Annotated in this window: 21 protein-coding genes; 12 read left to right on the top strand and 9 right to left on the bottom strand. The window is 42.9% G+C overall.

What is annotated here, in order from left to right; genetic code table 11:
• The first annotated feature begins 97 nt into the window (after positions 1 to 97).
• Genes thiB through thiQ form a run of 3 tightly spaced genes read left to right on the top strand, consistent with a single transcriptional unit; the run spans position 98 to position 3431 of the window.
• On the top strand, positions 98 to 1096 hold the full coding sequence (gene thiB, locus C9I86_RS11675) for a thiamine ABC transporter substrate binding subunit (RefSeq protein ID WP_107276414.1): 999 nt from the start codon (positions 98 to 100) through the stop codon (positions 1094 to 1096).
• Positions 1097 to 1108: 12 nt separating this feature from the next.
• Complete coding sequence (gene thiP / locus C9I86_RS11670; protein WP_080158596.1) at positions 1109 to 2716, top strand: thiamine/thiamine pyrophosphate ABC transporter permease ThiP; 1608 nt, start codon at positions 1109 to 1111, stop codon at positions 2714 to 2716.
• Positions 2709 to 3431: a thiamine ABC transporter ATP-binding protein gene (gene thiQ, locus C9I86_RS11665; protein ID WP_107276413.1), complete on the top strand. Its 723-nt coding sequence runs from the start codon at positions 2709 to 2711 to the stop codon at positions 3429 to 3431. Before thiP ends, thiQ begins: the two co-directional genes overlap by 8 nt.
• 77 nt (positions 3432 to 3508) lie before the next feature.
• Here thiQ and C9I86_RS11660 read toward each other — a convergent pair whose 3' ends face one another.
• Positions 3509 to 4885 (bottom strand): PhoH family protein, encoded by a 1377-nt coding sequence (locus C9I86_RS11660; protein WP_080158598.1) that lies wholly within the window; start codon positions 4883 to 4885, stop codon positions 3509 to 3511.
• 342 nt (positions 4886 to 5227) lie between these two features.
• Here C9I86_RS11660 and rapA point away from each other — a divergent pair, with 342 nt between their 5' ends.
• The 3 genes from rapA (at position 5228) to C9I86_RS11645 (ending at position 10026) form a co-directional block, all read left to right on the top strand.
• Positions 5228 to 8149, top strand: a complete 2922-nt coding sequence (gene rapA / locus C9I86_RS11655; protein WP_107276412.1) for an RNA polymerase-associated protein RapA — start codon at positions 5228 to 5230, stop codon at positions 8147 to 8149.
• Positions 8150 to 8307: 158 nt separating this feature from the next.
• Entirely contained in the window at positions 8308 to 9006 is a 699-nt protein-coding gene (gene rluA / locus C9I86_RS11650; RefSeq protein WP_107276448.1) for a bifunctional tRNA pseudouridine(32) synthase/23S rRNA pseudouridine(746) synthase RluA, read from the top strand.
• Between the two features lie 66 nt (positions 9007 to 9072).
• Positions 9073 to 10026, top strand: a complete 954-nt coding sequence (locus C9I86_RS11645) for a D-2-hydroxyacid dehydrogenase (protein WP_107276411.1) — start codon at positions 9073 to 9075, stop codon at positions 10024 to 10026.
• A gap of 87 nt (positions 10027 to 10113) precedes the next feature.
• On the opposite strand, the gene djlA is transcribed toward C9I86_RS11645, so the two are convergent.
• Positions 10114 to 10968, bottom strand: a complete 855-nt coding sequence (gene djlA / locus C9I86_RS11640; protein WP_080158601.1) for a co-chaperone DjlA — start codon at positions 10966 to 10968, stop codon at positions 10114 to 10116.
• Positions 10969 to 11138: 170 nt separating this feature from the next.
• Between djlA and lptD the strand changes: the two genes are divergently transcribed.
• The 6 genes from lptD to C9I86_RS11610 all read left to right on the top strand — a co-directional run bounded on the left by lptD (position 11139) and on the right by C9I86_RS11610 (position 18101).
• The gene (gene lptD / locus C9I86_RS11635; RefSeq protein WP_107276410.1) at positions 11139 to 13538 is read left to right on the top strand and encodes an LPS assembly protein LptD; all 2400 of its coding nucleotides are present in this window, start codon (positions 11139 to 11141) and stop codon (positions 13536 to 13538) included.
• A 47-nt stretch (positions 13539 to 13585) separates the two neighbouring features.
• Positions 13586 to 14893 (top strand): peptidylprolyl isomerase SurA, encoded by a 1308-nt coding sequence (surA, locus tag C9I86_RS11630; RefSeq protein ID WP_107276447.1) that lies wholly within the window; start codon positions 13586 to 13588, stop codon positions 14891 to 14893.
• Between the two features lie 10 nt (positions 14894 to 14903).
• A complete protein-coding gene (gene pdxA, locus C9I86_RS11625) occupies positions 14904 to 15896 on the top strand; it encodes a 4-hydroxythreonine-4-phosphate dehydrogenase PdxA (protein ID WP_080158627.1) in 993 nt (330 codons plus the stop codon).
• Positions 15893 to 16714: a 16S rRNA (adenine(1518)-N(6)/adenine(1519)-N(6))-dimethyltransferase RsmA gene (gene rsmA, locus C9I86_RS11620; protein ID WP_080158603.1), complete on the top strand. Its 822-nt coding sequence runs from the start codon at positions 15893 to 15895 to the stop codon at positions 16712 to 16714. The genes pdxA and rsmA overlap by 4 nt, the downstream gene beginning before the upstream one ends.
• Before the next feature lie 101 nt (positions 16715 to 16815).
• Positions 16816 to 17232, top strand: a complete 417-nt coding sequence (gene apaG, locus C9I86_RS11615; protein WP_369925598.1) for a Co2+/Mg2+ efflux protein ApaG — start codon at positions 16816 to 16818, stop codon at positions 17230 to 17232.
• A gap of 50 nt (positions 17233 to 17282) precedes the next feature.
• On the top strand, positions 17283 to 18101 hold the full coding sequence (locus C9I86_RS11610) for a symmetrical bis(5'-nucleosyl)-tetraphosphatase (protein WP_107276409.1): 819 nt from the start codon (positions 17283 to 17285) through the stop codon (positions 18099 to 18101).
• A 65-nt stretch (positions 18102 to 18166) separates the two neighbouring features.
• On the opposite strand, the gene folA is transcribed toward C9I86_RS11610, so the two are convergent.
• The 7 genes from folA to rplU form a co-directional block, all read right to left on the bottom strand.
• Positions 18167 to 18652 carry a type 3 dihydrofolate reductase gene (folA, locus tag C9I86_RS11605; protein WP_107276408.1) on the bottom strand — a complete coding sequence of 162 codons (486 nt, stop codon included), beginning with the start codon at positions 18650 to 18652 and terminating at the stop codon, positions 18167 to 18169.
• A gap of 51 nt (positions 18653 to 18703) precedes the next feature.
• A complete protein-coding gene (locus tag C9I86_RS11600) occupies positions 18704 to 19168 on the bottom strand; it encodes a threonine/serine exporter family protein (protein WP_107276407.1) in 465 nt (154 codons plus the stop codon).
• Positions 19165 to 19956 (bottom strand): threonine/serine exporter ThrE family protein, encoded by a 792-nt coding sequence (locus tag C9I86_RS11595; protein WP_107276446.1) that lies wholly within the window; start codon positions 19954 to 19956, stop codon positions 19165 to 19167. Before C9I86_RS11595 ends, C9I86_RS11600 begins: the two co-directional genes overlap by 4 nt.
• 141 nt (positions 19957 to 20097) lie before the next feature.
• Complete coding sequence (gene cgtA / locus C9I86_RS11590; protein ID WP_080158608.1) at positions 20098 to 21270, bottom strand: Obg family GTPase CgtA; 1173 nt, start codon at positions 21268 to 21270, stop codon at positions 20098 to 20100.
• An 87-nt stretch (positions 21271 to 21357) separates the two neighbouring features.
• Positions 21358 to 22284, bottom strand: a complete 927-nt coding sequence (locus tag C9I86_RS11585) for a DMT family transporter (RefSeq protein ID WP_080158609.1) — start codon at positions 22282 to 22284, stop codon at positions 21358 to 21360.
• 67 nt (positions 22285 to 22351) lie between these two features.
• A complete protein-coding gene (rpmA, locus tag C9I86_RS11580) occupies positions 22352 to 22609 on the bottom strand; it encodes a 50S ribosomal protein L27 (protein WP_036796188.1) in 258 nt (85 codons plus the stop codon).
• An 18-nt stretch (positions 22610 to 22627) separates the two neighbouring features.
• Complete coding sequence (gene rplU / locus C9I86_RS11575) at positions 22628 to 22939, bottom strand: 50S ribosomal protein L21 (protein ID WP_005369904.1); 312 nt, start codon at positions 22937 to 22939, stop codon at positions 22628 to 22630.
• Between the last annotated feature and the right edge of the window lie 160 nt (positions 22940 to 23099).

Below are 23099 nucleotides of genomic sequence, written 5' to 3'. Positions count from 1 at the left end.
GTCTAGCTGCTATTACAGCATGCTGCTACTACCTCTCAAGCCTGTGCCGCTCTCTCTTTTTATTTTGTTCGCAGGATGCTGACATCAGGAGCGCATAGTGAAAATCAGTTACACACTTTTACCGCTAATATCGATAGCGTTACTCTCAAATAACGTCTTGGCGGCCGATAATACCCTTAATGTTTATACCTACAGCTCGTTTTCATCCGAGTGGGGGCCTGGACCTATTATCAAAAAAGCCTTTGAAGCCCAATGCGATGGTTGCAAAGTTAACTTTGTCTCTTTAGAAGATGGCGTATCAATTCTTAATCGAGTTCGTTTAGAAGGCAGCCGTAGCCAAGCGGATATTCTATTGGGGCTTGATAACAACCTGATGACTGAAGCTAAACAAACGGGATTACTGGCAAAACAACATGTTGATCTAAGTAAATTAACCTTACCTAAAGGTTGGCATGACGATACCTTTATTCCTTTTGATTATGGCTATTTTGCGTTTGTTTATGACAGCACCAAATTACCCCATCCACCCACCAGTTTAAAAGCGCTGGTTAACGATCAAAACATCAGTGTCATCTACCAAGATCCGCGCACCTCAACCCCAGGTCAAGGGCTGATGTTATGGATAAAATCAGTGTACGGCGATAAAGCGACTGCCGCATGGCAACAACTTGCTAAACACACAGTAACGGTAACAAAAGGCTGGTCAGAAGCTTACAGCATGTTCCTTGATGGTGAAGCTGATATGGTATTGTCTTACACCACCTCACCGGCTTATCACATTATGGAAGAGCATAAAAATCAGTATAAAGCGGCCAACTTTAAAGAAGGTCATTACATGCAGGTTGAAGTTGCCGCCAAAATGAAAAATAGCCCACATCCTAAACTAGCAGATCAATTTATGCAGTTCATTGTCAGTGATGGGTTTCAATCTCAAATTGCGACCCACAACTGGATGTATCCTGTTACTAAACAACCACTGCCCGCCGCATTTAATCAATTAAGCGTGCCAGATAAAGCATTAGAATTTAGTGCTGATGAAGTGGCTCACAAGCGTAAAGAATGGATTCGAGAATGGCAGCAAGCGCTGACCCAATAATGGCATACCGTTGTGAATAAACGTGTAACTCAACTTCTGCCCGGACTATTAAGTGTCGGGCTTATTTTATTACTGGTGATCGCCGCGATCACCAGCCTTATACTTCATGCTGGGCAATGGCAACTGAGTAGCTTATGGCATGATCCTTATCTACGTCATGTGACGCGATTTAGTTTTTACCAAGCCTTGCTGTCTACTTTACTCAGTATTGTGCCTGCAATTGCGATTGCTTACGCACTATCACGACGCAATTTTATAGGTAAACAACTGTTATTACGTTTGTTTGCGATGACGCTAGTGATGCCTGTATTAGTGGCGGTGTTTGGCTTATTAGCGATCTACGGCAAAAGCGGTATCATTAGCCATGGGTTAAGCTGGCTCGGATTACCCCGACTAAACATTTATGGTTTAAGTGGCATTTTACTGGCACATGTGTTTCTCAACTTACCATTAGCGGTACGCTTTTTACTCCAAAGTCTAGAATCAATTCCCTATGAACAACATCAATTAGCCGCCCATTTAGATCTTCGTGGCTGGTATAAATTCAAACTTGTCGCTTGGCCTCGGTTACGTCAACAATTGCCCCATGTGGCGGGGCTTATTTTCATGCTGTGTTTTACCAGTTTTGCGGTGATCATGTCACTAGGGGGCGGTCCTAAATCAACCACCATTGAACTGGCAATTTACCAAGCGATTCGCTATGACTTCGATCTTGCTACTGGTGCTATTTTAGCACTGTGGCAAATGTTACTTTGTGGAGGATTAGTGTTACTTAGCCATCGCTTTGCCAAACCACTAGCAACCTTTAGTGCCTCTGTGGGTAAAAATGTGGTTAATTATCAAGATAATTGGCGTGCAAAATGGTGGGATTGGAGTTGGATCGTGGCTGCAATATTGCTGGTTATCCCACCAATTATTGCAGTTTTTGTTGCTGGATTAAACCGTCAACTGCCGCAGTTATTACAACAACCGGCACTGTGGCATGCAGTCGCTAATTCACTTGAAATTGCGGTCATGGCATGTAGCTTAGCGTTTGTTTTTGGCATGATGATCTTACTCGCGAGTCGACAATTACGCTTAAATAAACAACGTTTGAGTGCCGATAGTATTGAAATGATCGGCACCATTATTTTAGTTACTCCAGGGCTAGTATTAAGTACCGGTATTTTCTTATTACTGCGTCAATATACCGATGCCTATGGCGCTGCTTTTTGGGTTGTAGTAGGGGTTAATGCTTTAATGGCACTGCCTTATGTGATCAAAACCCTTAGCCAACCCATGCTGCATATTGCTCAACAATACAATACGTTATGTCATAGTTTAGGCATGCGTGGTTGGTCTCGATTACGACTTGTAGAGTGGCGAGCACTGCGTAAACCGATTGCACAGTCATTGGCTATCAGCTTAGTATTGTCACTGGGTGATCTTGGGGCAATTGCTTTATTTGGTAGCCAAGATTTTCAAACGCTACCACTGTATTTATTCCAATTAATGGGTAGCTATCGCATGGATGGTGCTGCTGTGGCGGCATTATTATTGTTATTACTCAGCTTAGGTTTATTCAGCGCGATTGAATATTGTTTCCAGCCTCGGCGTACCAAAGGCAAACACCATGCTTGATATAAACCAATTATGTTATACCTATCAACCTCAACGCCAACATGAACATCCTATGCAGTTAAGCTTTAACTTTAGCCTTCAACAAGGTGATATTGCGGCGTTAATTGGTCCAAGTGGTGCAGGGAAAAGTACCTTATTGGCGCTTATTGCGGGGTTTTTACAGCCACAACATGGTGATATAACCATCCACCAGCAATCAATTATTACGCTTGATCCTGCTCAACGGCCATTATCAATGCTGTTTCAAGAGCATAATTTATTTCCGCATTTAACGGTCTATGAAAACATTGCTCTTGGCGTTGATCCTCGTCTTAAATTGAGTACCCAGCAACGCCAACAGGTACATGATGCAGCAGAAAAAGTGGGATTAACAGCGTATTTACCCCGCCTACCCGAGCAACTATCTGGCGGACAGCGGCAGCGGGTGGCATTAGCGCGCTGTTTAATTCGACAACGGCCTTTATTATTGCTTGATGAACCGTTTTCGGCACTTGATCCTACGTTGCGTAACGACATGCTACAGCTGGTACAGCAACTGGCTCAGCAGCAAGCCATCACCGTATTAATGATCACTCATAGCCCTGATGATGCTAAAAAAATCGCCAATAAATGCATCTTTATTGATAACGGAGAAGTGAAAGCATTTGGGGAGATTGATGCGCTATTAACCCCCCCCCAACAACCAGACTTACGTCATTACTTAGGCTTAGCGTAATAACGGCCATAAACAAAGCCGAGCTCAGTATGTTATCCCTAGAGCTCGGCTTATATTATTAAAACAACAACGATGACTTAAAGATTTTCTTCCGCAAATTCAGCTAAACGACTTCGCACCACACCATTAATATAAATATTGGCGCTACCCTCAAAATGTTTAAACCGTTCAACAATGTAAGTTAATCCTGATGTTACTGGTGATAGATAATTGGAATCAATTTGCGCCAAGTTACCCGAGCACACCAACTTAGTCCCCTCACCACAACGGGTAATAATGGTTTTTATCTGTGATGCAGTTAAATTTTGACACTCATCAAGCAGCACAAAGGCATTTTGAATTGAACGTCCACGCATAAAGTTAATCGATTTAAATTGAATATTGGCTTTATCAAAAATATATTTCATTGAACCATCAGTGCAGACATCATGCTTATGTAATGCTTCCATGGTGTCGGTAACCGCCGCTAACCACGGTAACATTTTCTCTTCTTCAGTACCGGGTAGAAAACCAATAGATTCAGCAATTTCAGGTGTATTACGCGTAACAATTATCTTGTCATACATGCCTTTTTCTATCACCTGCTCTAACGCTGCTGCCATCGCTAAAATAGTTTTACCACAACCAGCAGGACCAGTTAATATCACTAAATCAATACTGGGATCGAGCATGGCGTCCAATGCCATACCTTGATAAATGTTTTTAGGATGAACCCCCCATGCTTGGCGATGCATTAAGCGCTCATAACTGATGTCTTTAATCGTAACCTCTTCACCATCAATCGCTTTGATTCGCGCGGCAAATTCTTCACTGTCATCCAGTAAATATTGATTCATGTACGGATTATCAAATAACGATCGAGGCAAAATATGTAAGGTTGAACTACCGCGATTTTCAGAATGGCATTCAGCGACATTACTCCAAAAATTACCTTGATAACGGTGAAAACCTTTACTGAGTAAAGCGATATCATCAATCAATTGATCGGAGCGATAATCATCAACATTCAGCACCCCAGCCCCTTTGGCTCGTAAACGCATATTGATATCTTTCGTCACTAAGACTACGCTTCTAGGGGTATGTTTTTGTTGTAGAAAAAGAACACTATTAAGAATACGGTTATCACCTGCTTTATCACTAAAAGCATGCACCGTTTGTTTGACTTCATAATCAGCAAAAATAGCAATAGTGCCGTTATGTGGAATCTGATCATTAAAAGGAATTCCCGCTGAAATTTGCTCAGGGGTCGCATCGTGAAAGATATTTTCTAGTGCGCGAATAGCAACCCGCGCATCACGTGAAACATCACGCTTACTGTCTTTAATACGATCTAATTCTTCCAGGACTGTCATCGGAATCACGACATCGTGTTCCTGGAAAGAAAAGATAGCGAGAGGTTCATGAAGCAGAATATTTGTATCAAGTACAAACAGTTTCCGTTCGGCATTGTCCATAAGCACCTCCTTGGTAGGGCGAACAACAATAAACTTGGCTATCACTCTTTTAGCTTACGTCAAAATTAACGTTTGTGTTAATTACAGCATTTATAACGATTAGCAGGCATAACAATTAAAGCATCTATTGATTAAACTAAAATGACATTAAGACTCACGCTTCTTTTGCACACTTTCACCGTGACCTTAATCACATCATGCAGTAACATAACTCCCCCATTTTTGAGTTATGCGTATGCCATATTATTCATCTATGCATTTAGTTTTATTATAGACGATAAATAGACAACGCGAATTATAATATTTTCCTTTATATCAAATAATTAGAAGGTTTCTAGCACTATGCCATTTGCTTTGGGTCAACGTTGGATCAGTGATACAGAAAGTGATTTAGGTTTGGGAACAGTCGTCGCGATTGAGCCTCGCACTGTTAGCTTGATGTTTCCAGCATCAGATGAAAACCGTTTATACGCTCGACATGATGCACCAGTTACCCGTGTAATGTTTAATGTTGGCGATGTGATTGAAAGCCACGAAGGCTGGTCGCTCAAAGTTGAAGCGATCGAAGAAGATAAAGGAATTATCACTTATATCGGTACCCGTATAGATACCGAAGAAAGCGATGTCGCGTTACGTGAAATATTTTTAAGCCATCAAATTCGTTTTAATAAACCGCAAGATAAATTATTTGCAGGTCAAATTGATCGTATGGATCGATTTGCATTACGTTACCGCGCGCTAAAAAATCAATATGAACAACTAAAAAGCCCATTGCGTGGTTTATGTGGCATGCGTGCAGGTTTGATTCCGCACCAGCTTTATATCGCTCATGAAGTCGGTCGTCGTTATGCACCACGCGTACTTTTAGCCGATGAAGTAGGTTTAGGTAAAACCATTGAAGCGGGCATGATCATTCACCAACAAGTGCTATCTGGCCGTGCTGAACGTATTCTGATTTTGGTACCCGAAACGCTACAGCACCAATGGCTTGTAGAAATGATGCGTCGCTTTAACCTTCATTTTTCTATTTTTGATGAAGAGCGTTGTGTTGAGTCTTTAGCGGATGCGGCTAACCCATTTGATACCGCACAATACGTACTGTGTTCACTTGATTTCCTACGCAAAAGCCGCCGTCGATTTGAACAAGCATTAGATGCCGATTGGGATCTATTAATTGTTGATGAAGCGCATCACCTTGAATGGAGTGAAGAGCGTCCAAGCCGTCAATACCAAGTGGTTGAAGCTATTGCTGAAAAAACACCTGGCGTATTACTGCTAACGGCAACCCCTGAACAATTAGGCCGTGAAAGTCACTTTGCCCGCCTACGCTTATTAGACCCGGATCGTTTTTACGATTACGAAGCCTTCGTCGAAGAAGAACGTCAATATGAGCCGGTTGCTGACGCCGTATCAAAGTTACTTGCTGGTGAAAAACTTGATAGCAACGCTAAGCAGACTCTAGTTGATTTACTTGCAGGCCAAAACGTTGAGCCAATGATCACGGCGATTGAAAATGCAACCACAGCAGATGATGCAGAAGCGCTTGAAGCACGTCACGAATTAATCCGTAATCTCATGGATCGTCACGGTACTGGCCGCGTATTATTCCGTAACACCCGTTCAGCAATCAAAGGTTTCCCTAAGCGTCACCTCAATATGTACCCATTACCAATGCCAAATCAGTACAGCACCGCGATGCGTGTAGCTGGCATGATGGCAGGTAAACTAAGCATTAACGAAAAAGCGATTAAACTGCTTTATCCTGAAGATATCTATCAAGAGTTTGAAGGTGAATCAGCGACATGGTGGAACTTTGACCCTCGCATTAACTGGTTGCTAGATATGCTAAAAGCCAACCGTAATGAGAAAGTATTGGTGATCTGTTCTCGTGCTCAAACCGCATTAACGTTAGAGCAAGCCCTACGTGAGCGTGAGGGTATTCGTGCGACCGTGTTCCACGAAGGCATGTCGATCATTGAACGTGATAAAGCGGCGGCGTATTTTGCGCAAGAAGAGAGTGGCGCTCAGGTATTAATCTGTTCAGAGATTGGTTCAGAAGGTCGTAACTTCCAATTTGCTAATCAATTAGTGATGTTCGATTTACCAAGTAACCCTGACTTGTTAGAGCAACGTATTGGTCGTTTAGATCGTATCGGTCAGCAACGTGAAATTGAAATCCACGTACCGCACCTTGAAGGCACCTCACAAGCCTTATTAGCACGTTGGTTTAATGAGGGCTTAAACGCGTTTGAAGAAACCTGCCCAACGGGTCGTCCTGTCTATGAAGCGGTATGTGAAGATTTAATCACACTACTTGCTAGTGATAAGCAAGACAGTGACGCACTGGAAGCGGTGATCACTCAAAGTGCGGCACTACATAACGAACTTAAAGGTAAACTTGAACAAGGCCGTGACCGCTTACTTGAAATCCACTCCAATGGTGGCGAAGCCGCACAACAGTTAGTGGAACAAATTAGCAGCAAAGATGGTGATACCAACTTGGTCTCTTTTGCACTGGGCTTATTTGATACCATTGGTCTTAACCAAGACGACAAGGGTGAAAACGCAATTGTGGTAACACCGTCAGAGCACATGATGGTTGCAAGCTACCCTGGCTTACCTTACGACGGTTGTACCATCACCTTTGATCGTAATACTGCGCTATCACGCGAAGATCTGCATTTTATCAGCTGGGAACACCCAATGATTCAAGGTGGCATTGAATTGCTATTGAGTGAAGGTGTCGGAACAACGGCAGTTTCATTACTGAAAAACAAAGCACTGCCTGTCGGTACTTTGTTATTAGAACTGATTTACGTGGTTGATGCGCAAGCACCAAAACAATCGGGTATTGGTCGTTTCTTACCTAAAACACCTATTCGCATTCTACTTGATAGCAAAGGTAATAATCTGTCTGCCAATGTTGAGTTTGAAAGCTTTAACCGTCAGTTAAGCCCAATTAACCGTCATTTAGGCAGCAAGTTAGTCAACTCAGTACAAAAAGAAATCCATACTCTTATTGCTCATGCTGAACGTGAAATTGACAAAGAGTTAGTTACCGTACGTAGCCAAGCACAAGCCGAGATGGAAGCAACATTACGTGCTGAGCATCAACGTTTACTGGCACTAAAAGCAGTTAACCCTAACATTCGTGATGACGAGTTAGAATTGATTGAATCTCAAATTTTGGATTTAACAGACTACATTGCTAAGGCTCAAATTCAACTGGATTCACTGCGTTTAATTGTTGTTAGCCATAACTAATTACTGACATTATCGGTATAAAAATTTAACCGTCGAGAGTATGTTTACAGCATCTTATCGGCGGTTTTTTTATAGCTAACATACTATAGACATACCAATTGTAAGGCATTCATATTAGTATGCTGACCAATTTTTCACTCTCAATTTGCGAGCGCATCATGAAACCATTGCCAGTGCTAAACTATAATCCCCCCACGGATCCTTGGCTGGATACTCTTTTTATTGATAGCGATATTATAGCGATCAATAAACCAGCGGGTCTGTTATCAAATCCAGGTCGTCAACCTGAGCATCATGACAGTGTATTTGCGCGCGTATTAGCTCAATATCCTCAATCACAAATTGTACATCGGTTAGATATGGGTACCTCTGGCTTGATTGTATTGGCATTAAATAAAGCTGCTGAACGCCACTTCAAAGCACAATTTCGTGAGCGTGAAACCAAAAAAGTGTATTACGCACGAGTCTGGGGACAAATGGAGCATGATACAGGTACGGTTAATTTGCCACTAATTTGTGATTGGCCTAACCGCCCTCGTCAAAAAGTATGTTTTGATGACGGAAAGCCGTCAGTGACCCACTATGAAGTATTAAGTCGCGATGAAAATAGCACTCTAGTTCGCTTATTACCGATTACAGGTCGCTCACATCAGCTACGCGTACATATGCAAGCGCTAGGGCACCCTATTTTAGGTGATAAATTCTATGCCAATGACGAAGCGATTGCGGCATCACCACGACTATTATTGCATGCAGCAGAACTGACCTTTACCCATCCAGGGACTGATGAGCCAATGCACCTGTTTGCGCCGTGTGAATTTTACCCACAAGCACTAACGCAAACAATTTACCCGTAAACGGTAGGCATCTTTTACAATGAATGCTAGCGTACAGCTTGCATTCATTGTTTATTGAGATGACCCATGGAAACTATCGTTTTTCTTGATCATGGCACTATTCCGGCACACATTAGTCTTCCTCGCCCTGATTTTTGTCACCAATGGCATCAATACGACGCAACAACTGCATCACAAGTGGTTGAACGCCTACAACACGCCACGATAGCAATCACCAATAAAGTTGTACTAAATAGTCAGGTACTGGCTCAATTACCTCTCCTCAAATTTATCGCCATTGCTGCAACAGGGACTAACAACGTTGATCTCGATTATTGTCGCACTCACAATATCAAGGTCGCTAACATTCAAGGTTATGCTACTCGCTCAGTGCCAGAACATGTTATTGCGATGATTTTTGCCCTTAAACGCAATCTTGCGGGCTATCAACAAGACATCGCTAACGGTGAATGGCAACGTCAGCAGCAATTTTGTTTTTTCACCCACCCAATTACTGATGTTGCAGGATCAACTTTGGGTATTATTGGTAACGGAGGCTTAGGTCAGGCTGTCGCCACACTGGCACGCGCTATTGGTATTGAGGTGTTATTTGCCGAACATGCAGGGGCAACTCAATGCCGTGATGGCTATCACCCCTTTGAGCAAGTGCTGCGCGAAGCTGATATCATTAGCTTACACTGCCCACTGACACCAACCACCCATAATATGATTGCCGAATCACAATTGGCTCTGATGAAATCAAGCGCAATAATAATTAATACTAGCCGCGGCGGTTTAATTAACGAACAAGCATTAGTTGATGCACTCCTCTCTCACCAAATAGCAGGAGCAGGAATCGATGTTTTTACAACTGAGCCAGCATTGCCGTCAAATCCATTAATTGTTCATAGTCAGTTGTCCAATCTGATTCTAACGCCACATGTAGCATGGGGATCTGATTCCGCCATTCAAACATTGGTTAATCAATTGATAGACAATATTAATAGCTTCCATCAAGGTACCCATAAAAATCAGCTCTAATCTCGATTTTTAGCCACAAAAAAGCGAGCATGGCGCTCGCTTCTTTTTATTGCTAATTGCGGCTCAACTATCGATGCCGTTAACTGACTATTTAAAGCCTTTTTCTTTACGGATCAGATCATAAGCTGCTTGCAGTTCTTGGGTCTTTTGCTTAGCAATTTCCATCATTTCTGGTGGTAAACCTTTTGCCGCTAATTTATCAGGGTGGTGTTCATTCATTTGTTTACGGTAAGCACGTTTCACTTCTTGTGCTGACGCGTCTTCATTAACACCTAGCACTTTAAAGGCATCCGCTAATTGATCACGAGTCGGCGGCGCTTGAAAACCACCCCCTTGTTGTTGGTATTGCTGATGAAAGCCACCTTGTTGAAAACGAAACGCTGCTTCTTGCATCTGTAAGCGTTGTTCTAACTGAGCTTCAGAGAAACCAAGGTAACGTGCAATAACATGCAAGAGTTGACGTTCTTTTGGGTGTAATTGTCCATCCGCAAACGCCGCTTGAATTTGAAGCTCTAAGAAAAACTGTAATAAGTCAGCACGACCGGCGCTATTACGAACGCGATTAAGGGTTTCTTCCAGAGGGAAGTTATCTTCTTTACCTTCACGAAATGCATTTTGCGCTTGGCGGCGAGATTCACCCTGTAGCCCCATTCGATCCATGATCGTACTGGCAACACGAATTTCATTTTCAGTGACACGACCTTTGGCCTTCGCCATGTGTCCCATGGTGGCAAAGCAAGCATTAAAGAACTCAGCTTGGCGCTCTGCATTAGTGGCATTTTTACCACCAAAACCGCCAAAACCACCGTTTCTTTGGCGGGCATACGCTTTATCAAATTGATGACCAATAAATAAGCCAATTAGAAGACCTATATATTTAGGGCCAAGCAATATTCCCAGTAGAGCACCGAAAATTTTTCCCCATATACCCGTTCTCTGCATTCTATACTCTCTGGTAGTTCGTTAATTTTTTCACTGTTTACCCAACAGCATGCGCTGAAAAGATGCCGTCGCGTTAAATTTGCATTATGATAGCTGTCATTTGTCGGGAATGCTTGTAAAAAGCGCAACAATTCGCCTTGCACCAAATTGATACAGGAATGTTGAATTAGATGTCACTTACCTCTCACAGTTTACTAGCCACAATGATTAGCTTAGCCCTATATGGCCCAGCAATGGCTGCTGACATTACCCCTACAAGCGGTGATAGTCACAACCAAAAAAACATTGCCGATCCTGCTAATAATGCAATTAATGGTAACAAAAATCCAATTGCGATGGTACGTGGTGTCTGCATCCCGGAAAAAGATCGCAAACAAGATACCAATAACGAACCTATCCATATCAGTGCTAACCGTGTGGAAGCACAACAAAATACAGCAGCAGTGTATTCTGGCGATGTGGTAGTAAAACAAGGCACGCGGACGATTGTTGCTGATAAAGCGACCTTACAACAACCTACCAACATTGTGACCGCTAACGGCAATGTTTTCTATCAAGATGGTGGCATGGACATTGATGCCAAAAGCTTAACCAGTGATCTTAATACTAAAGATGCGCAAATGAATGATGCGGTCTATCAAATGACCTGTCAGGCTGGCCGCGGTGACGCTAAATTAATTGAACGTCGCAATGTGGATGGCACTCAATTTTACAAGATGACAGATGGTACTTATACCACCTGTCCTGAGAACGATAAAAGCTGGCGCTTTGCAGCAGGTAGTCTAGATCGTGATGGTGATTCACCATTTGCCGATTTGTACAACGCCCGTTTTGAAGTCCTTGATGTACCAGTTTTTTATCTACCATGGTTACGTGTTCCTGTTACTGATCAACGTCTTACTGGTTTTTTATACCCGTCAATTAGCTACGGTTCGAAAAACGGTATGGAGCTAGAAACACCTTTTTACTGGAACATAGCTCCCAATTACGATTTAACCTTCACCCCTAAGTATATGAACCACAGAGGATTACAGTTAACCTCTGAATTCCGTTACTTGTCTGATTTTGGTCAAGGTAAAGTAATCGGTGAATATTTAGGCCACGATAAAAAATACCGTGACTATGATAAACGTTGGGGCCTCCAATGGACGCATAGCGGCATTATCGATAAAAACTGGTTGCTGAACATCGATTACAGCAAAGTCAGTGATGCGCAATATTTTGATGACGTCGACTCAATTATTGGTCAACGTGAAGATAATAACCTTCTTCAAACGGCATCGTTGGCTTATCGTAATGATAATTGGGACACCAGCTTAATGGTACGTGACTTCCAACCACTGACTGAAAGTGGCGAAGGCACCCAGTATCGTTTAATGCCCCAACTATCGAGCACCTACTATAAATCTGATCTGCCTTACGGGTTAGATTTTAGTTTACCGATGAGTATCAGTAAATTTGATACCGATGACAGATCCAAACCAACAGCAGATCGAGTCACAGTAGAACCTACATTAACCTTGCCGTATGCGACCCCTTGGTGGTCTGTTACTACGCAAGCTAAATTAATGTATGCCCATTACAATCAGCAGTTTGATGTTCAGGCAAACCCCGAACTCAACACTCTCGACAAAACTGCAGATCGTACGGTGCCCGAATTTAGAGTTAACAGTAGCCTCTATTTTGAACGTGATACCTCGATCATGGGTGAGCATTACACCCAAAGTTTAGAGCCACAACTGCAATATTTATACGTTAAGGATGTTGATCAAAGTGGCATCTATAACCCGGTTAATTATAACGGTGGCGGCTATGATTCAACGCGTCTACAACAAGACTATTACGGCCTATTTAGCGATAGAACTTATAGTGGTCATGATTATATCGCACCGGCCAACCAATTTACGGTTGGTGCAACCACGCGTTATTATGATGCAAACTTTAAGGAACGTTTTACCCTTTCATTGGGTCAAATTTTCTATATTGATAAACCCGTCGCTGATGGCACAGATGCAAAGAGCTATTCTGCAACCGCATTAGAGACTGAATTCAACCTTGATGATAATTTATTCTTCAAGAGTGCAATGCAATATGATTCAAGTGAAAATGAAGTTCAGCAAGGCAGTACCGCGGTTGAATACCGTAATGGACGTGTGTTTGTGCAACCAAGTTATCGCTATGTATCCAGTAGTTACTTAACCAAATATGTTGATAACCCTAATATTGAAGTTAATGGCAAACGCGATGGTATTTCACAATTAGGTTTATCGGCAGGTTTCCCTATTAATGACAACATTGATGTTACTGCGGATTATTTCCAAGATATGAACGTCAATAAAATGTTAGAGAGTCGTGTAGGTTTAGTTTACCGCTCGGCATGTTGGATGATAGGTTTAAGCTATAATCGCTATGCAAAAGATCCATTGAACCAAGATTTTACCGAATACGACAGCAATGTTAGTTTCTCGTTTAGTCTACTTGGTCTTCAAGGTGCACGACCATTTGGTCAAACATCAGATGATGGCGGCAATATTCTGGGTTATGCAGACCCATTTACACTTAAAAATTAATGATCGTGGCGGTAATTAATATCGCCACTCAACATGACGGACTATCAATGAAAAAGTGGAAGTATTCGGCGCTAAGCGTAATGCTCATGGGTATGACAGCAACAGCGGTTGCAGCACCTCAACTACAAGAATTAAATCAAATTGTCACCACAGTAAATGACGGCGTGATTTTACAAAGTGACGTCAATGCAATGTTGAAAACGGTTCATCTCAATGCTGCAGCAGAAGGTCAGCAACTGCCTCCGAACAATATTTTACGTCAGCAAGTGATGGATAAATTGATCATGGAGAATTTGCAGATTCAACAAGCCAAGCAGCTGGGTTTACGCATTGATGATAGCCAGTTAGATCAAGCCGTTGCCGATGTCGCTAAACAGCGCAAGATGACGGTGACTCAACTGCGTCAAGATTTAGCAAGCGCAGGTATTAGCTACCCAATGTTCCGTGAGCAATTACGTAACGACATGCTAGCCTCTGAAGCACGCACCATTATTGTGCGTAAACGCGTTAACATTCTTCCTCAAGAAGTGGATAACCTTGCAGCACAATTAGCAAAACAAACCCAACAAAACGTGCAATACAATATCAGCCAAATTCAAATTGCCGTTAATGACGACGCTGATAAAGCGACCCGAGAAAAAGCCAAGCAAGAAGCAGACAAAATTTATGCTGAGATTAAACAAGGCGCTAATTTTGCCGAATTGGCTTACCGTTACTCAAAAGGCCCTAAAGCTCTAAAAGGTGGCGAATGGGGTTGGATGAGCAAAGAAGAAATGCCGACAATTTTTGCTGACCAAATCAAAACCAACAGCAAAGACAGTGTCATCGGTCCTTTCCGTAGTGGCGTTGGTTACCATATTTTAAAAATTAATGATGTTAAAGGCATGCCAACCGTTTCAGTGGTTGAAGTGAAAGCTCGTCATATTTTAATTAAAACATCTGTTATTTTAAGTGATGCCGCCGCTAAAAAAGAATTACAACAAATTCGCCAAAAGATCATCAGTGGTAAAGAAACCTTTGCTGCCGCTGCAAAACAATACAGTGCAGATCCCGGTTCTGCGGCTAACGGTGGTCAGCTAGGTTGGCAGGTACCATCAATCTATGCGCCTGCTTTTGAAAAAGAAGTAGAAACATTACCTGTCGATCAAATTAGCCAACCGTTTAAATCTCAATTTGGCTGGCACATTGTTGAAGTTGAAGGCCGTCGTAATGTCGATCGCACCGAAGCTGCATTAAAAAATCGTGCAGCTCAAATCCTATTTAACCGTAAGTTTAATGAAGAAGCACAAACATGGTTACAAGACCTTCGTGCTGGCGCATATATCGAACAAATGAATAAGGTAAATAATGGCTAATAACAAGCATATGACTAACACACAACGGATTGTTATCACCCCAGGTGAACCGGCCGGGATTGGCCCTGATTTAGTCATAGCCTTGTGCCAACAACCTTGGCCGCACCAACTTGTCATTTGTGCTGATGCGCAGGTTATGGTAGAACGTGCGGCTCAATTAGGTTTACCTTTAACCATTTTGCCTTATCAACCTGAGTTAGCAGCACAACCGCATCAAGCGGGAACCATGACTGTTATACAGATTAATAGTACCACTGAGGTTGTCTGCGGACAGCTTAACGAGCAAAATGGTCTCTATGTATTAGCAACACTAGAGCGTGCAGCTGCAGGCTGTATGAGTGGTGAATTTGCTGCGGTTATAACCGGCCCTGTTCATAAAGGGGTTATTAACCGCGCTGGGGTTTCTTTTAGTGGCCACACTGAGTTTTTTGCACAGCAGTCAGATACCGCGCAAGTTGTTATGATGCTTGCAACAGAAGGATTACGGGTTGCTTTAGTGACAACCCATATTCCGTTAAACTGTGTCGCAAAAGCCATTACAGAACCTCGGCTAAAGCAAGTTATTCGTATCTTGCATGCTGATCTAGTGACTAAATTTGGTATTGCGTCTCCCAAAATTTATGTTTGTGGGCTCAATCCTCATGCCGGTGAAGATGGCTGTTTGGGCATGGAAGAAATTGATACCATTGCTCCAACATTAGAACAACTACGTCAACAAGAAGGCATGGATCTTATCGGACCGTTACCGGCTGATACCATCTTTCAAGAAAAATATTTAGCTGATGCCGATACGGTGTTAGCCATGTATCACGATCAAGGGTTACCGGTGCTGAAATACAAAGGCTTCGGTAAGTCAGTCAACATTACGTTGGGACTTCCCTTTATCAGAACTTCAGTAGATCATGGTACCGCACTGGAACTCGCAGGTACTGGGCAAGCAGACATAGGTAGCCTTCGGACAGCGCTATCCCACGCCCTCGAATTGGTAGAAAAACAAGCATGAGCAGCGATCAAGTCCACTTAGGTCACCGCGCGCGTAAGCGCTTTGGCCAAAACTTTTTAAAAGACCCATATATTATTGATGGCATTGTGTCAGCGATTAACCCTTTACCAGGCCAAAATCTGGTAGAAATTGGCCCCGGCCTTGGTGCGATCACTGAATATGTTGGTAAGTTAGTTGATAAATTTACAGTTATCGAACTTGACCGAGATTTGGCTGAGCGTTTACGTAATCACCCTGATCTAGCGTCAAAACTTACCATCCACGAAGGCGATGCAATGCGTTTCGACTTTACGCAACTTATTAAAGAAAATAATAAGTTACGTATCTTCGGCAACTTGCCTTACAACATCTCAACCCCGTTGATGTTCCACATTTTTGAATTTCATAAAGACGTACTAGATATGCACTTTATGCTTCAAAAAGAAGTGGTTAATCGTCTTGCTGCAGGCCCTGGTAGTAAAGCTTATGGCCGTCTAACAGTAATGGCGCAATACTACTGTAAAGTGATGCCAGTACTAGAAGTACCGCCAGAATCTTTTGTACCTGCACCAAAAGTAGATTCAGCAGTAGTACGTTTAACGCCGTATGAAGTGCTACCATTCCCATGTACTAACCTTAAATGGCTAGATCGTGTGTGTCGTGAAGGCTTCAACCAACGTCGTAAAACAATTCGTAACTGTTACAAAGGCTTGTTGACACCAGAACAACTAGAAGCGCTTGGTATTAACCCAGGCCACCGCCCAGAAAACATTACGGTAGAACAATTTGTTGCTATGGCTAATTGGCTTGACGTTAATTTCCAAAAAGAAGAGCAATAATGGTATAGCGCATTAACAACTGCGCCTATAACATAATAACCCTGTGTAACGTATCACGTGTTATGCAGGGTTTTCTTTATTTATCAGCCAACAATACTAAAATGAGAATAAATCATCAGCAAAGGATATTGCCTGTGAGTATCTCATCTCCTCCAACGATCAAATGCCATGTTGTCAGTCATTATCTAGCAGAACAATCGCAACCTGATCAGCAACGTTATGTATTTTCATACACTATCACCATTAAAAATCTAGGCCGCGGTAGCGCTCACTTACTAACACGCTATTGGTTAATTACTGATGCTAATGGCAAAAAATTGGTTATTGAAGGTGAAGGCGTCGTCGGACAACAACCGCATATCAACGCTGCTGATGAATTCACTTATACCAGCGGCACTATCATTGAAACCCCTGTCGGTGTTATGCAAGGTCAATACACCATGGAAGATGAAGCAGGTAATCGCTTTAAAGTTGAAGTGACACCATTTCGACTAGCAATGCCGAACATTCTTCATTAACCTAATGCGATTAATTTCATGTTAATTAACGCATTGATAATGGGAGCACCATGGCGACTTATCTTGTCGGTGATATTCAAGGCTGTTTACCCGACTTAAAAAAATTACTGGCCCAAGCAAATTTCGATCCTCATCATGATCATTTATGGCTTGCTGGCGATCTGGTTGCTCGCGGCCCAGAATCGTTAGAAACATTACGCTTTGTAAAAGCATTGGGCGATCATGCTACGGTCATTTTAGGCAATCATGATCTGCATTTATTAGCGGTATCTCATCAACTGGCGCGCGCTAAAAAAAGCGATAATATCCATCAAATTTTTACCGCTGAAGATGGCCCAGAACTCCTTAATTGGTTACGCCACCAGCCATTATTAGCGGAACATCCTCATTACCCATTGGTTATGGTACATGCGGGTATTACGCCACAATGGACGCTTGAACAGGCGCGTCAACATGCACGAGAAGTCGAGGCTCTGCTTCAGTCTGATGATTACTTGTGGTTATTAAAAAACATGTATGGTGAGGGCCCTGATTGGTGGCAAGACGATCTTTCTCAAATAGAACGGTTACGATTTACGATCAACAGTTTTACGCGAATGCGATTTTGCGATCCTCAAGGACGATTGGATATGCACTGTAAAGTACAACCCAATGATCCAAGTGCTGGTAACTTGATCCCTTGGTTTGATGTTAAGCGCACACAACCATTAGCAAAGACGATTATCTTTGGTCATTGGGCTGCCTTAATGGGTCATCAAGATGAACACTGTATTGGATTAGATACTGGCTGTGTATGGGGCAATAGCTTAACTATGCTGCGTTGGGAAGATGGGCAGCGATTCGTTACAGAGTGCCCGCTTTACGCATGATCGAGACACATAAAAATGCCGACAGTTATTGTCGGCATTCTTGATATTAACGTCTGCAACTTTGGTTATGATCGCTCTAAGATCACAAACTCCATCGCATAAGCATTTTTATCATCGGCATCATAATGCTGACTTTCAACGCGATGCCAATGATCACCCCACTCAGGAAATTGGGTATCCCCGCCCTCAATATCAGCATCAATAAAGGTTAAATATAATCTATCCGCTATCGGTAAACACGCTTGATAAATACTGCCGCCACCAATGATCATTAGCTCAGGTGCATCACCTGCGGCTAATTTTGCAGCCGCCATATCACTAACGACAGTGATCCCTTCTGCATAAAAATCAGGATTACGGCTAATAACAATGTTTAATCGTCCCGGTAATGGTCGTCCAATTGATTCAAAGGTTTTACGTCCCATCACTATCGGTTTACCTAGCGTGCAATGCTTAAACCATGCAAAATCAGCGGGTAAATGCCATGGCATGCTATTCTCTTTACCAATGATCCGTTGGTGAGCCATTGCAGCGATCATACTGATCTTCATTTTTGCATCTCCATTTACGTTGCCAGTATTCATCTTGTCATTCTGTCGTAGTTATACCACAGGACGGCGACGATAAAATAATAACCCTGGCATAGCTAACCCAATCGCTAGTGCAGCAACAATAAATACCGCTTTTAGCACGTTATCGATCATCAATCCCCATAAGGCTAACGAAAAACCCCGATGGTTAATTTCAACGATAGCAATCATCGCTTTAAAGGCAAACACTCCAGGCACCATAGGGATCAATGCCGCCACCGTAAACACTTTAGGGTGGGCTAAAAAGCGGTGCGACCAATGCACACCAATCATGCCAACTAAGGTTGCCGCCGCAAGCGTCGACCATTCAATCGAAAGCCCCCAATGCATTAATAGAAACCGTGTTCCATGGCCAATTGCGCCACCAATAGCGCAATATTTTAACGCTTTTTGAGGTACATTAAACACCAATGCAAATCCCAAAGCAGGAATCATCGCCAGTAACATATCATTCAGTAATGCCACCATTAATGTCATAGTAACCACCCCCATACTCCCAAGACATTCATCGCAGCGATGATGCCCATGCAGGTCGATAAGGTTAATAAACTTGCCATGGTCCAACGGGCTAACCCCATACTTGGAAAGCCTTTTACCATATCAGCCACAGCATTAATTAATGGAAAACCAGGCACTAACATCAATACCGATGAAGCCATAGCTAAAAACGGTTGAGCACCAATATTATACACTTCACCAAGGCCTGAAATGAGCGTGGTTACAAACGCTGTCACCCCAAAATTAAGCAGTGGATTAAAATGGTAACTGGCGATTTGTTGGCGAACATACATTCCGACAGAAGAGGCACAAAAAGTCAGTAAAAATACTGGCCAATCACCACCAGCTAAACGGCTAAATGCGGCGCAAGATAGACCTATCATAACCACCACTAACCAGCGATTATAACGTTGAATTTTGAGGTTTTCTAAACGATGTTGAACGTCATTGTCATCCAATAACCCCCGCTCAACAAGAATACAAATTCGTTGAATATCGGTCACTATTTGCATGTTGATCCCGCCGTCTTGGCAACGTCGAGTAGTGGTAATACAACAACCTAAATGGCGAGTACTGATCACCATCGAACTGGCCGATAATGACACCTCAACATGCTCGACACCAAGCGCTAATCCCAATCGACGGGTAACATCCATAATTACGGTACTCTCAGCGCCATGTTGTAATAACCGCTGTCCCGCCTCTATTGCCAACCGAGTCACTTTCCGTTGCTGGGTTTCGCTCAACGGTAGCAAGACCCTCTCCATGTTGATATCCATTTACAATCCATTATAAAAATCATTTCAGAATAACTAGCATACCTAACCCACTACCACGCGTGTTGATTAAGCACAAAAAAAAGCCACACCTCAACGGTATGGCTTCTTATGCATGTCGCCGATAATGGCTTATGGCTTATAGATGATTTCTACATCGTAATCATCTTCATTCCAGTCATCCCAATCATCATCGTCGTCTTCATCCTGAACTTTCTTAATTTGTTCAGCGTGGTAATCATCCCACTTAAAGTCGACTTTATCTTCTTTCTGCTCTTCAATTTCATACTTAACACGAGGTAGAGCCTCGATAGCAGCCATCAGATCATAAGTCAGCTCTTTAGTACCAATGCGGTTTAACGCTGAGATACTATAGTGTTTGCCTTCCCATGCTAATGCTTCAAGCACTTCAGTGATCTTTTCTTGTGCTTGTTCTTCATCAAGAAGATCTGCTTTGTTAAATACGATCCAACGAGGCTTATTACCAAGTTTATCGCTGTATTGCTCAAGTTCATTGATGATAGTAAAGGCATTCTCTACTGGATCAGAACCGTCGGCAGGAAGCAGATCAACCATGTGTAATAACACACGACAACGCTCAAGGTGCTTCAAGAAGCGAATACCCAAGCCAGCACCGTCAGCAGCACCTTCGATTAGACCTGGAATATCGGCAACAACAAAACTACGCTCTGCATCGACACGTACCACACCCAAGCTTGGAACAAGGGTAGTGAACGGGTAATCAGCTACTTTTGGCTTAGCAGACGATACAGCGCGAATAAAGGTAGATTTACCCGCATTAGGCAAACCTAGCATACCCACATCAGCTAAAAGTAGCAGTTCTAGGCGTAAGTGACGAATTTCACCTTTACTGCCCATACTCTTTTGACGTGGTGCACGGTTTACAGATGATTTAAAGCGGGTGTTACCTAGGCCGTGGAAACCGCCTTTAGCAACCATCACTTTCATACCATGCTCAGTAAGATCGGCAATCACTTCGCCCGTATCTTCATCGATAGCACGTGTACCTACAGGTACTGTTAATACTTCATCCGCACCGCGTTTACCAGTACAGTTACCGCCACGGCCGTTTTCACCACGCTCAGCGGCATGAAAACGTTCAAAACGGTAATCAATCAGTGTATTGAAGTTTTCATCAGCGTATAGGTAAACATCACCACCATCGCCGCCGTCACCGCCGTCAGGGCCGCCACGAGGAATGTACTTTTCAGTACGAAAACTTACTACACCATTACCGCCATCACCGGCATCGGCGCGAATAACCGCTTCATCTATAAACTTCATTTTTTTCTCCGCACTGTGGCGTTTAACATACTGCGATGAAGGCATTTAGCACATATCACCGCGTAGTAATTATTTCATGGACCTTGGCTATTTGCTTGGGCTAATAAACTTATGGCCTATAGCACAACAAACAGCGCCACCTACCACAACTATAGCACCGAGATAGCCCCATATATTTAAAGAGACCGTCGCAACATATTGTGGCCAAGCCAAACTCGCAAGATCGACAAATAATATCGTAAACAAGGGCGTCAGTGTAATCACCGCACTCACTTGTGATGCTTGCCAACGTGACATTGCTTCTGCAAATGCACCATAGCCAACAAGCGTATTAATACAACAGAATAACAACATCCCTAATTGGCGGTTATCCATTGCGAAAATTTGTTGTGGTTGTGCCATTGGGGTCAGTATTACAGCACATATGATATAAATCATCAGTAATATTTGTGCTGATGAAAATTGCCGTAATAGCCACTTCTGAGCTAGGCCATAAACAACCCATACTAACGCTGCGGTAACAGCAAGGCTAACACCTACAGTATAGCCAGAAAAACTGGTAAACAGCTCAATAAGCCGTTCATTAAAGAATAGGATCAAACCACCAATGAGAGCAATGACTCCCACAACTTGATGCCGACCTAATTTCTCTTTAAACACCCAAGCACTTGATACTAATAGCATCACCGGCGCTAATTGGATAATAACTTGTACAACGTGAGGGTTTAAATATTTCAATGAGCTGTTATACAGCACAAAGTTCCCTGCAAGACCCAAGCTGCCGATGGCAAGCACCACACAACTCATTCTCCCAAGATTTGATATAATCGGTAGTTGCTTGCGCCACATTAAAAAAAGGCCAAGGCCAAATGCTGCAACAAGAAAGCGATACCAAACGATCGTAAAAGGATCCATCACTTCTACGGCTTGTTTCATTGCAATGGGTAATGCGCCCCAAAAAACGGCGGTTGTCATTGCGAGAAAAAAACCAATCATGGGGTTGCTATTAATCATAAACCCTCCAGATATAAAAAGCCCCGCCAAAAAGGCAGGGCTTTAATATTCGTGTCGATTCTGAAAATTATTCAGCGTCGATAGATACGAATTTACGGTTTTTAGGACCTTTAACTTCAAACTTCACTTTACCGTCAGATAGAGCGAATAGAGTGTGGTCTTTACCTAGGCCAACGTTTGTGCCAGCGTGGAACTTAGTACCACGTTGACGAACGATGATGTTGCCTGCTAATACAGACTCGCCACCAAAACGCTTAACACCTAGGCGTTTGCTTTCTGAATCACGGCCGTTATTAGTAGAACCGCCAGCTTTTTTATGTGCCATCTTTAAATTCTCCTGTTATTAAGCGCTGATGCCAGTAATTTTGACTTCAGTGAACCACTGACGGTGGCCCATTTGCTTACGAGAGTGCTTACGACGACGGAACTTAACGATTTTTACTTTATCGCCACGACCGTGAGTAACAACTTCAGCAGTTACTTTACCGCCAGCTACAAAAGGTGCGCCTACAGATACTTCTTCGCCATTAGCTACTAAAAGTACTGAGTCAAATTCAATGCTAGCGCCAGTTTCAGCGTCTAGTTTTTCTAAGCGTAAGGTTTGGCCTTCGCTTACACGGTGTTGTTTACCACCACTTTGGAAAACAGCGTACATGTCTTACTCCGCTTCTCCGCATAGGCCATTTGCCACGTCTAAAATGGGCAATGGGTATGCGCTTAATCTTGTCATCAATAGGGCGCGAATGTTACGCGAAAAGAGACTTTGTGGCAAGCCATTCTCGAAAGAAAATTGGTGAAAAGCTACCCAGCACAAA

The organism is Photobacterium sp. NCIMB 13483, assembly GCF_003025475.1.
Classification (GTDB): domain Bacteria; phylum Pseudomonadota; class Gammaproteobacteria; order Enterobacterales; family Vibrionaceae; genus Photobacterium; species Photobacterium piscicola.
Note: the sequence above shows the minus strand (reverse complement) of the source record. Positions and strands in the feature narration are given on the sequence as shown.

Excerpts from the sequence above, each read along its gene's own strand:
- thiQ (WP_107276413.1), top strand. The coding sequence starts at position 2,709 with ATGCTTGATATAAACCAATTATGTTATACCTATCAACCTCAACGCCAA.
- C9I86_RS11660 (WP_080158598.1), bottom strand. The coding sequence starts at position 4,885 with ATGGACAATGCCGAACGGAAACTGTTTGTACTTGATACAAATATTCTG.
- rapA (WP_107276412.1), top strand. The coding sequence starts at position 5,228 with ATGCCATTTGCTTTGGGTCAACGTTGGATCAGTGATACAGAAAGTGAT.
- rluA (WP_107276448.1), top strand. The coding sequence starts at position 8,308 with ATGAAACCATTGCCAGTGCTAAACTATAATCCCCCCACGGATCCTTGG.
- C9I86_RS11645 (WP_107276411.1), top strand. The coding sequence starts at position 9,073 with ATGGAAACTATCGTTTTTCTTGATCATGGCACTATTCCGGCACACATT.
- djlA (WP_080158601.1), bottom strand. The coding sequence starts at position 10,968 with ATGCAGAGAACGGGTATATGGGGAAAAATTTTCGGTGCTCTACTGGGA.
- lptD (WP_107276410.1), top strand. The coding sequence starts at position 11,139 with ATGTCACTTACCTCTCACAGTTTACTAGCCACAATGATTAGCTTAGCC.
- surA (WP_107276447.1), top strand. The coding sequence starts at position 13,586 with ATGAAAAAGTGGAAGTATTCGGCGCTAAGCGTAATGCTCATGGGTATG.
- pdxA (WP_080158627.1), top strand. The coding sequence starts at position 14,904 with ATGACTAACACACAACGGATTGTTATCACCCCAGGTGAACCGGCCGGG.
- rsmA (WP_080158603.1), top strand. The coding sequence starts at position 15,893 with ATGAGCAGCGATCAAGTCCACTTAGGTCACCGCGCGCGTAAGCGCTTT.
- apaG (WP_369925598.1), top strand. The coding sequence starts at position 16,816 with ATGAGAATAAATCATCAGCAAAGGATATTGCCTGTGAGTATCTCATCT.
- C9I86_RS11610 (WP_107276409.1), top strand. The coding sequence starts at position 17,283 with ATGGCGACTTATCTTGTCGGTGATATTCAAGGCTGTTTACCCGACTTA.
- folA (WP_107276408.1), bottom strand. The coding sequence starts at position 18,652 with ATGAAGATCAGTATGATCGCTGCAATGGCTCACCAACGGATCATTGGT.
- C9I86_RS11600 (WP_107276407.1), bottom strand. The coding sequence starts at position 19,168 with ATGACATTAATGGTGGCATTACTGAATGATATGTTACTGGCGATGATT.
- C9I86_RS11595 (WP_107276446.1), bottom strand. The coding sequence starts at position 19,956 with ATGGAGAGGGTCTTGCTACCGTTGAGCGAAACCCAGCAACGGAAAGTG.
- cgtA (WP_080158608.1), bottom strand. The coding sequence starts at position 21,270 with ATGAAGTTTATAGATGAAGCGGTTATTCGCGCCGATGCCGGTGATGGC.
- C9I86_RS11585 (WP_080158609.1), bottom strand. The coding sequence starts at position 22,284 with ATGATTAATAGCAACCCCATGATTGGTTTTTTTCTCGCAATGACAACC.
- rpmA (WP_036796188.1), bottom strand. The coding sequence starts at position 22,609 with ATGGCACATAAAAAAGCTGGCGGTTCTACTAATAACGGCCGTGATTCA.
- rplU (WP_005369904.1), bottom strand. The coding sequence starts at position 22,939 with ATGTACGCTGTTTTCCAAAGTGGTGGTAAACAACACCGTGTAAGCGAA.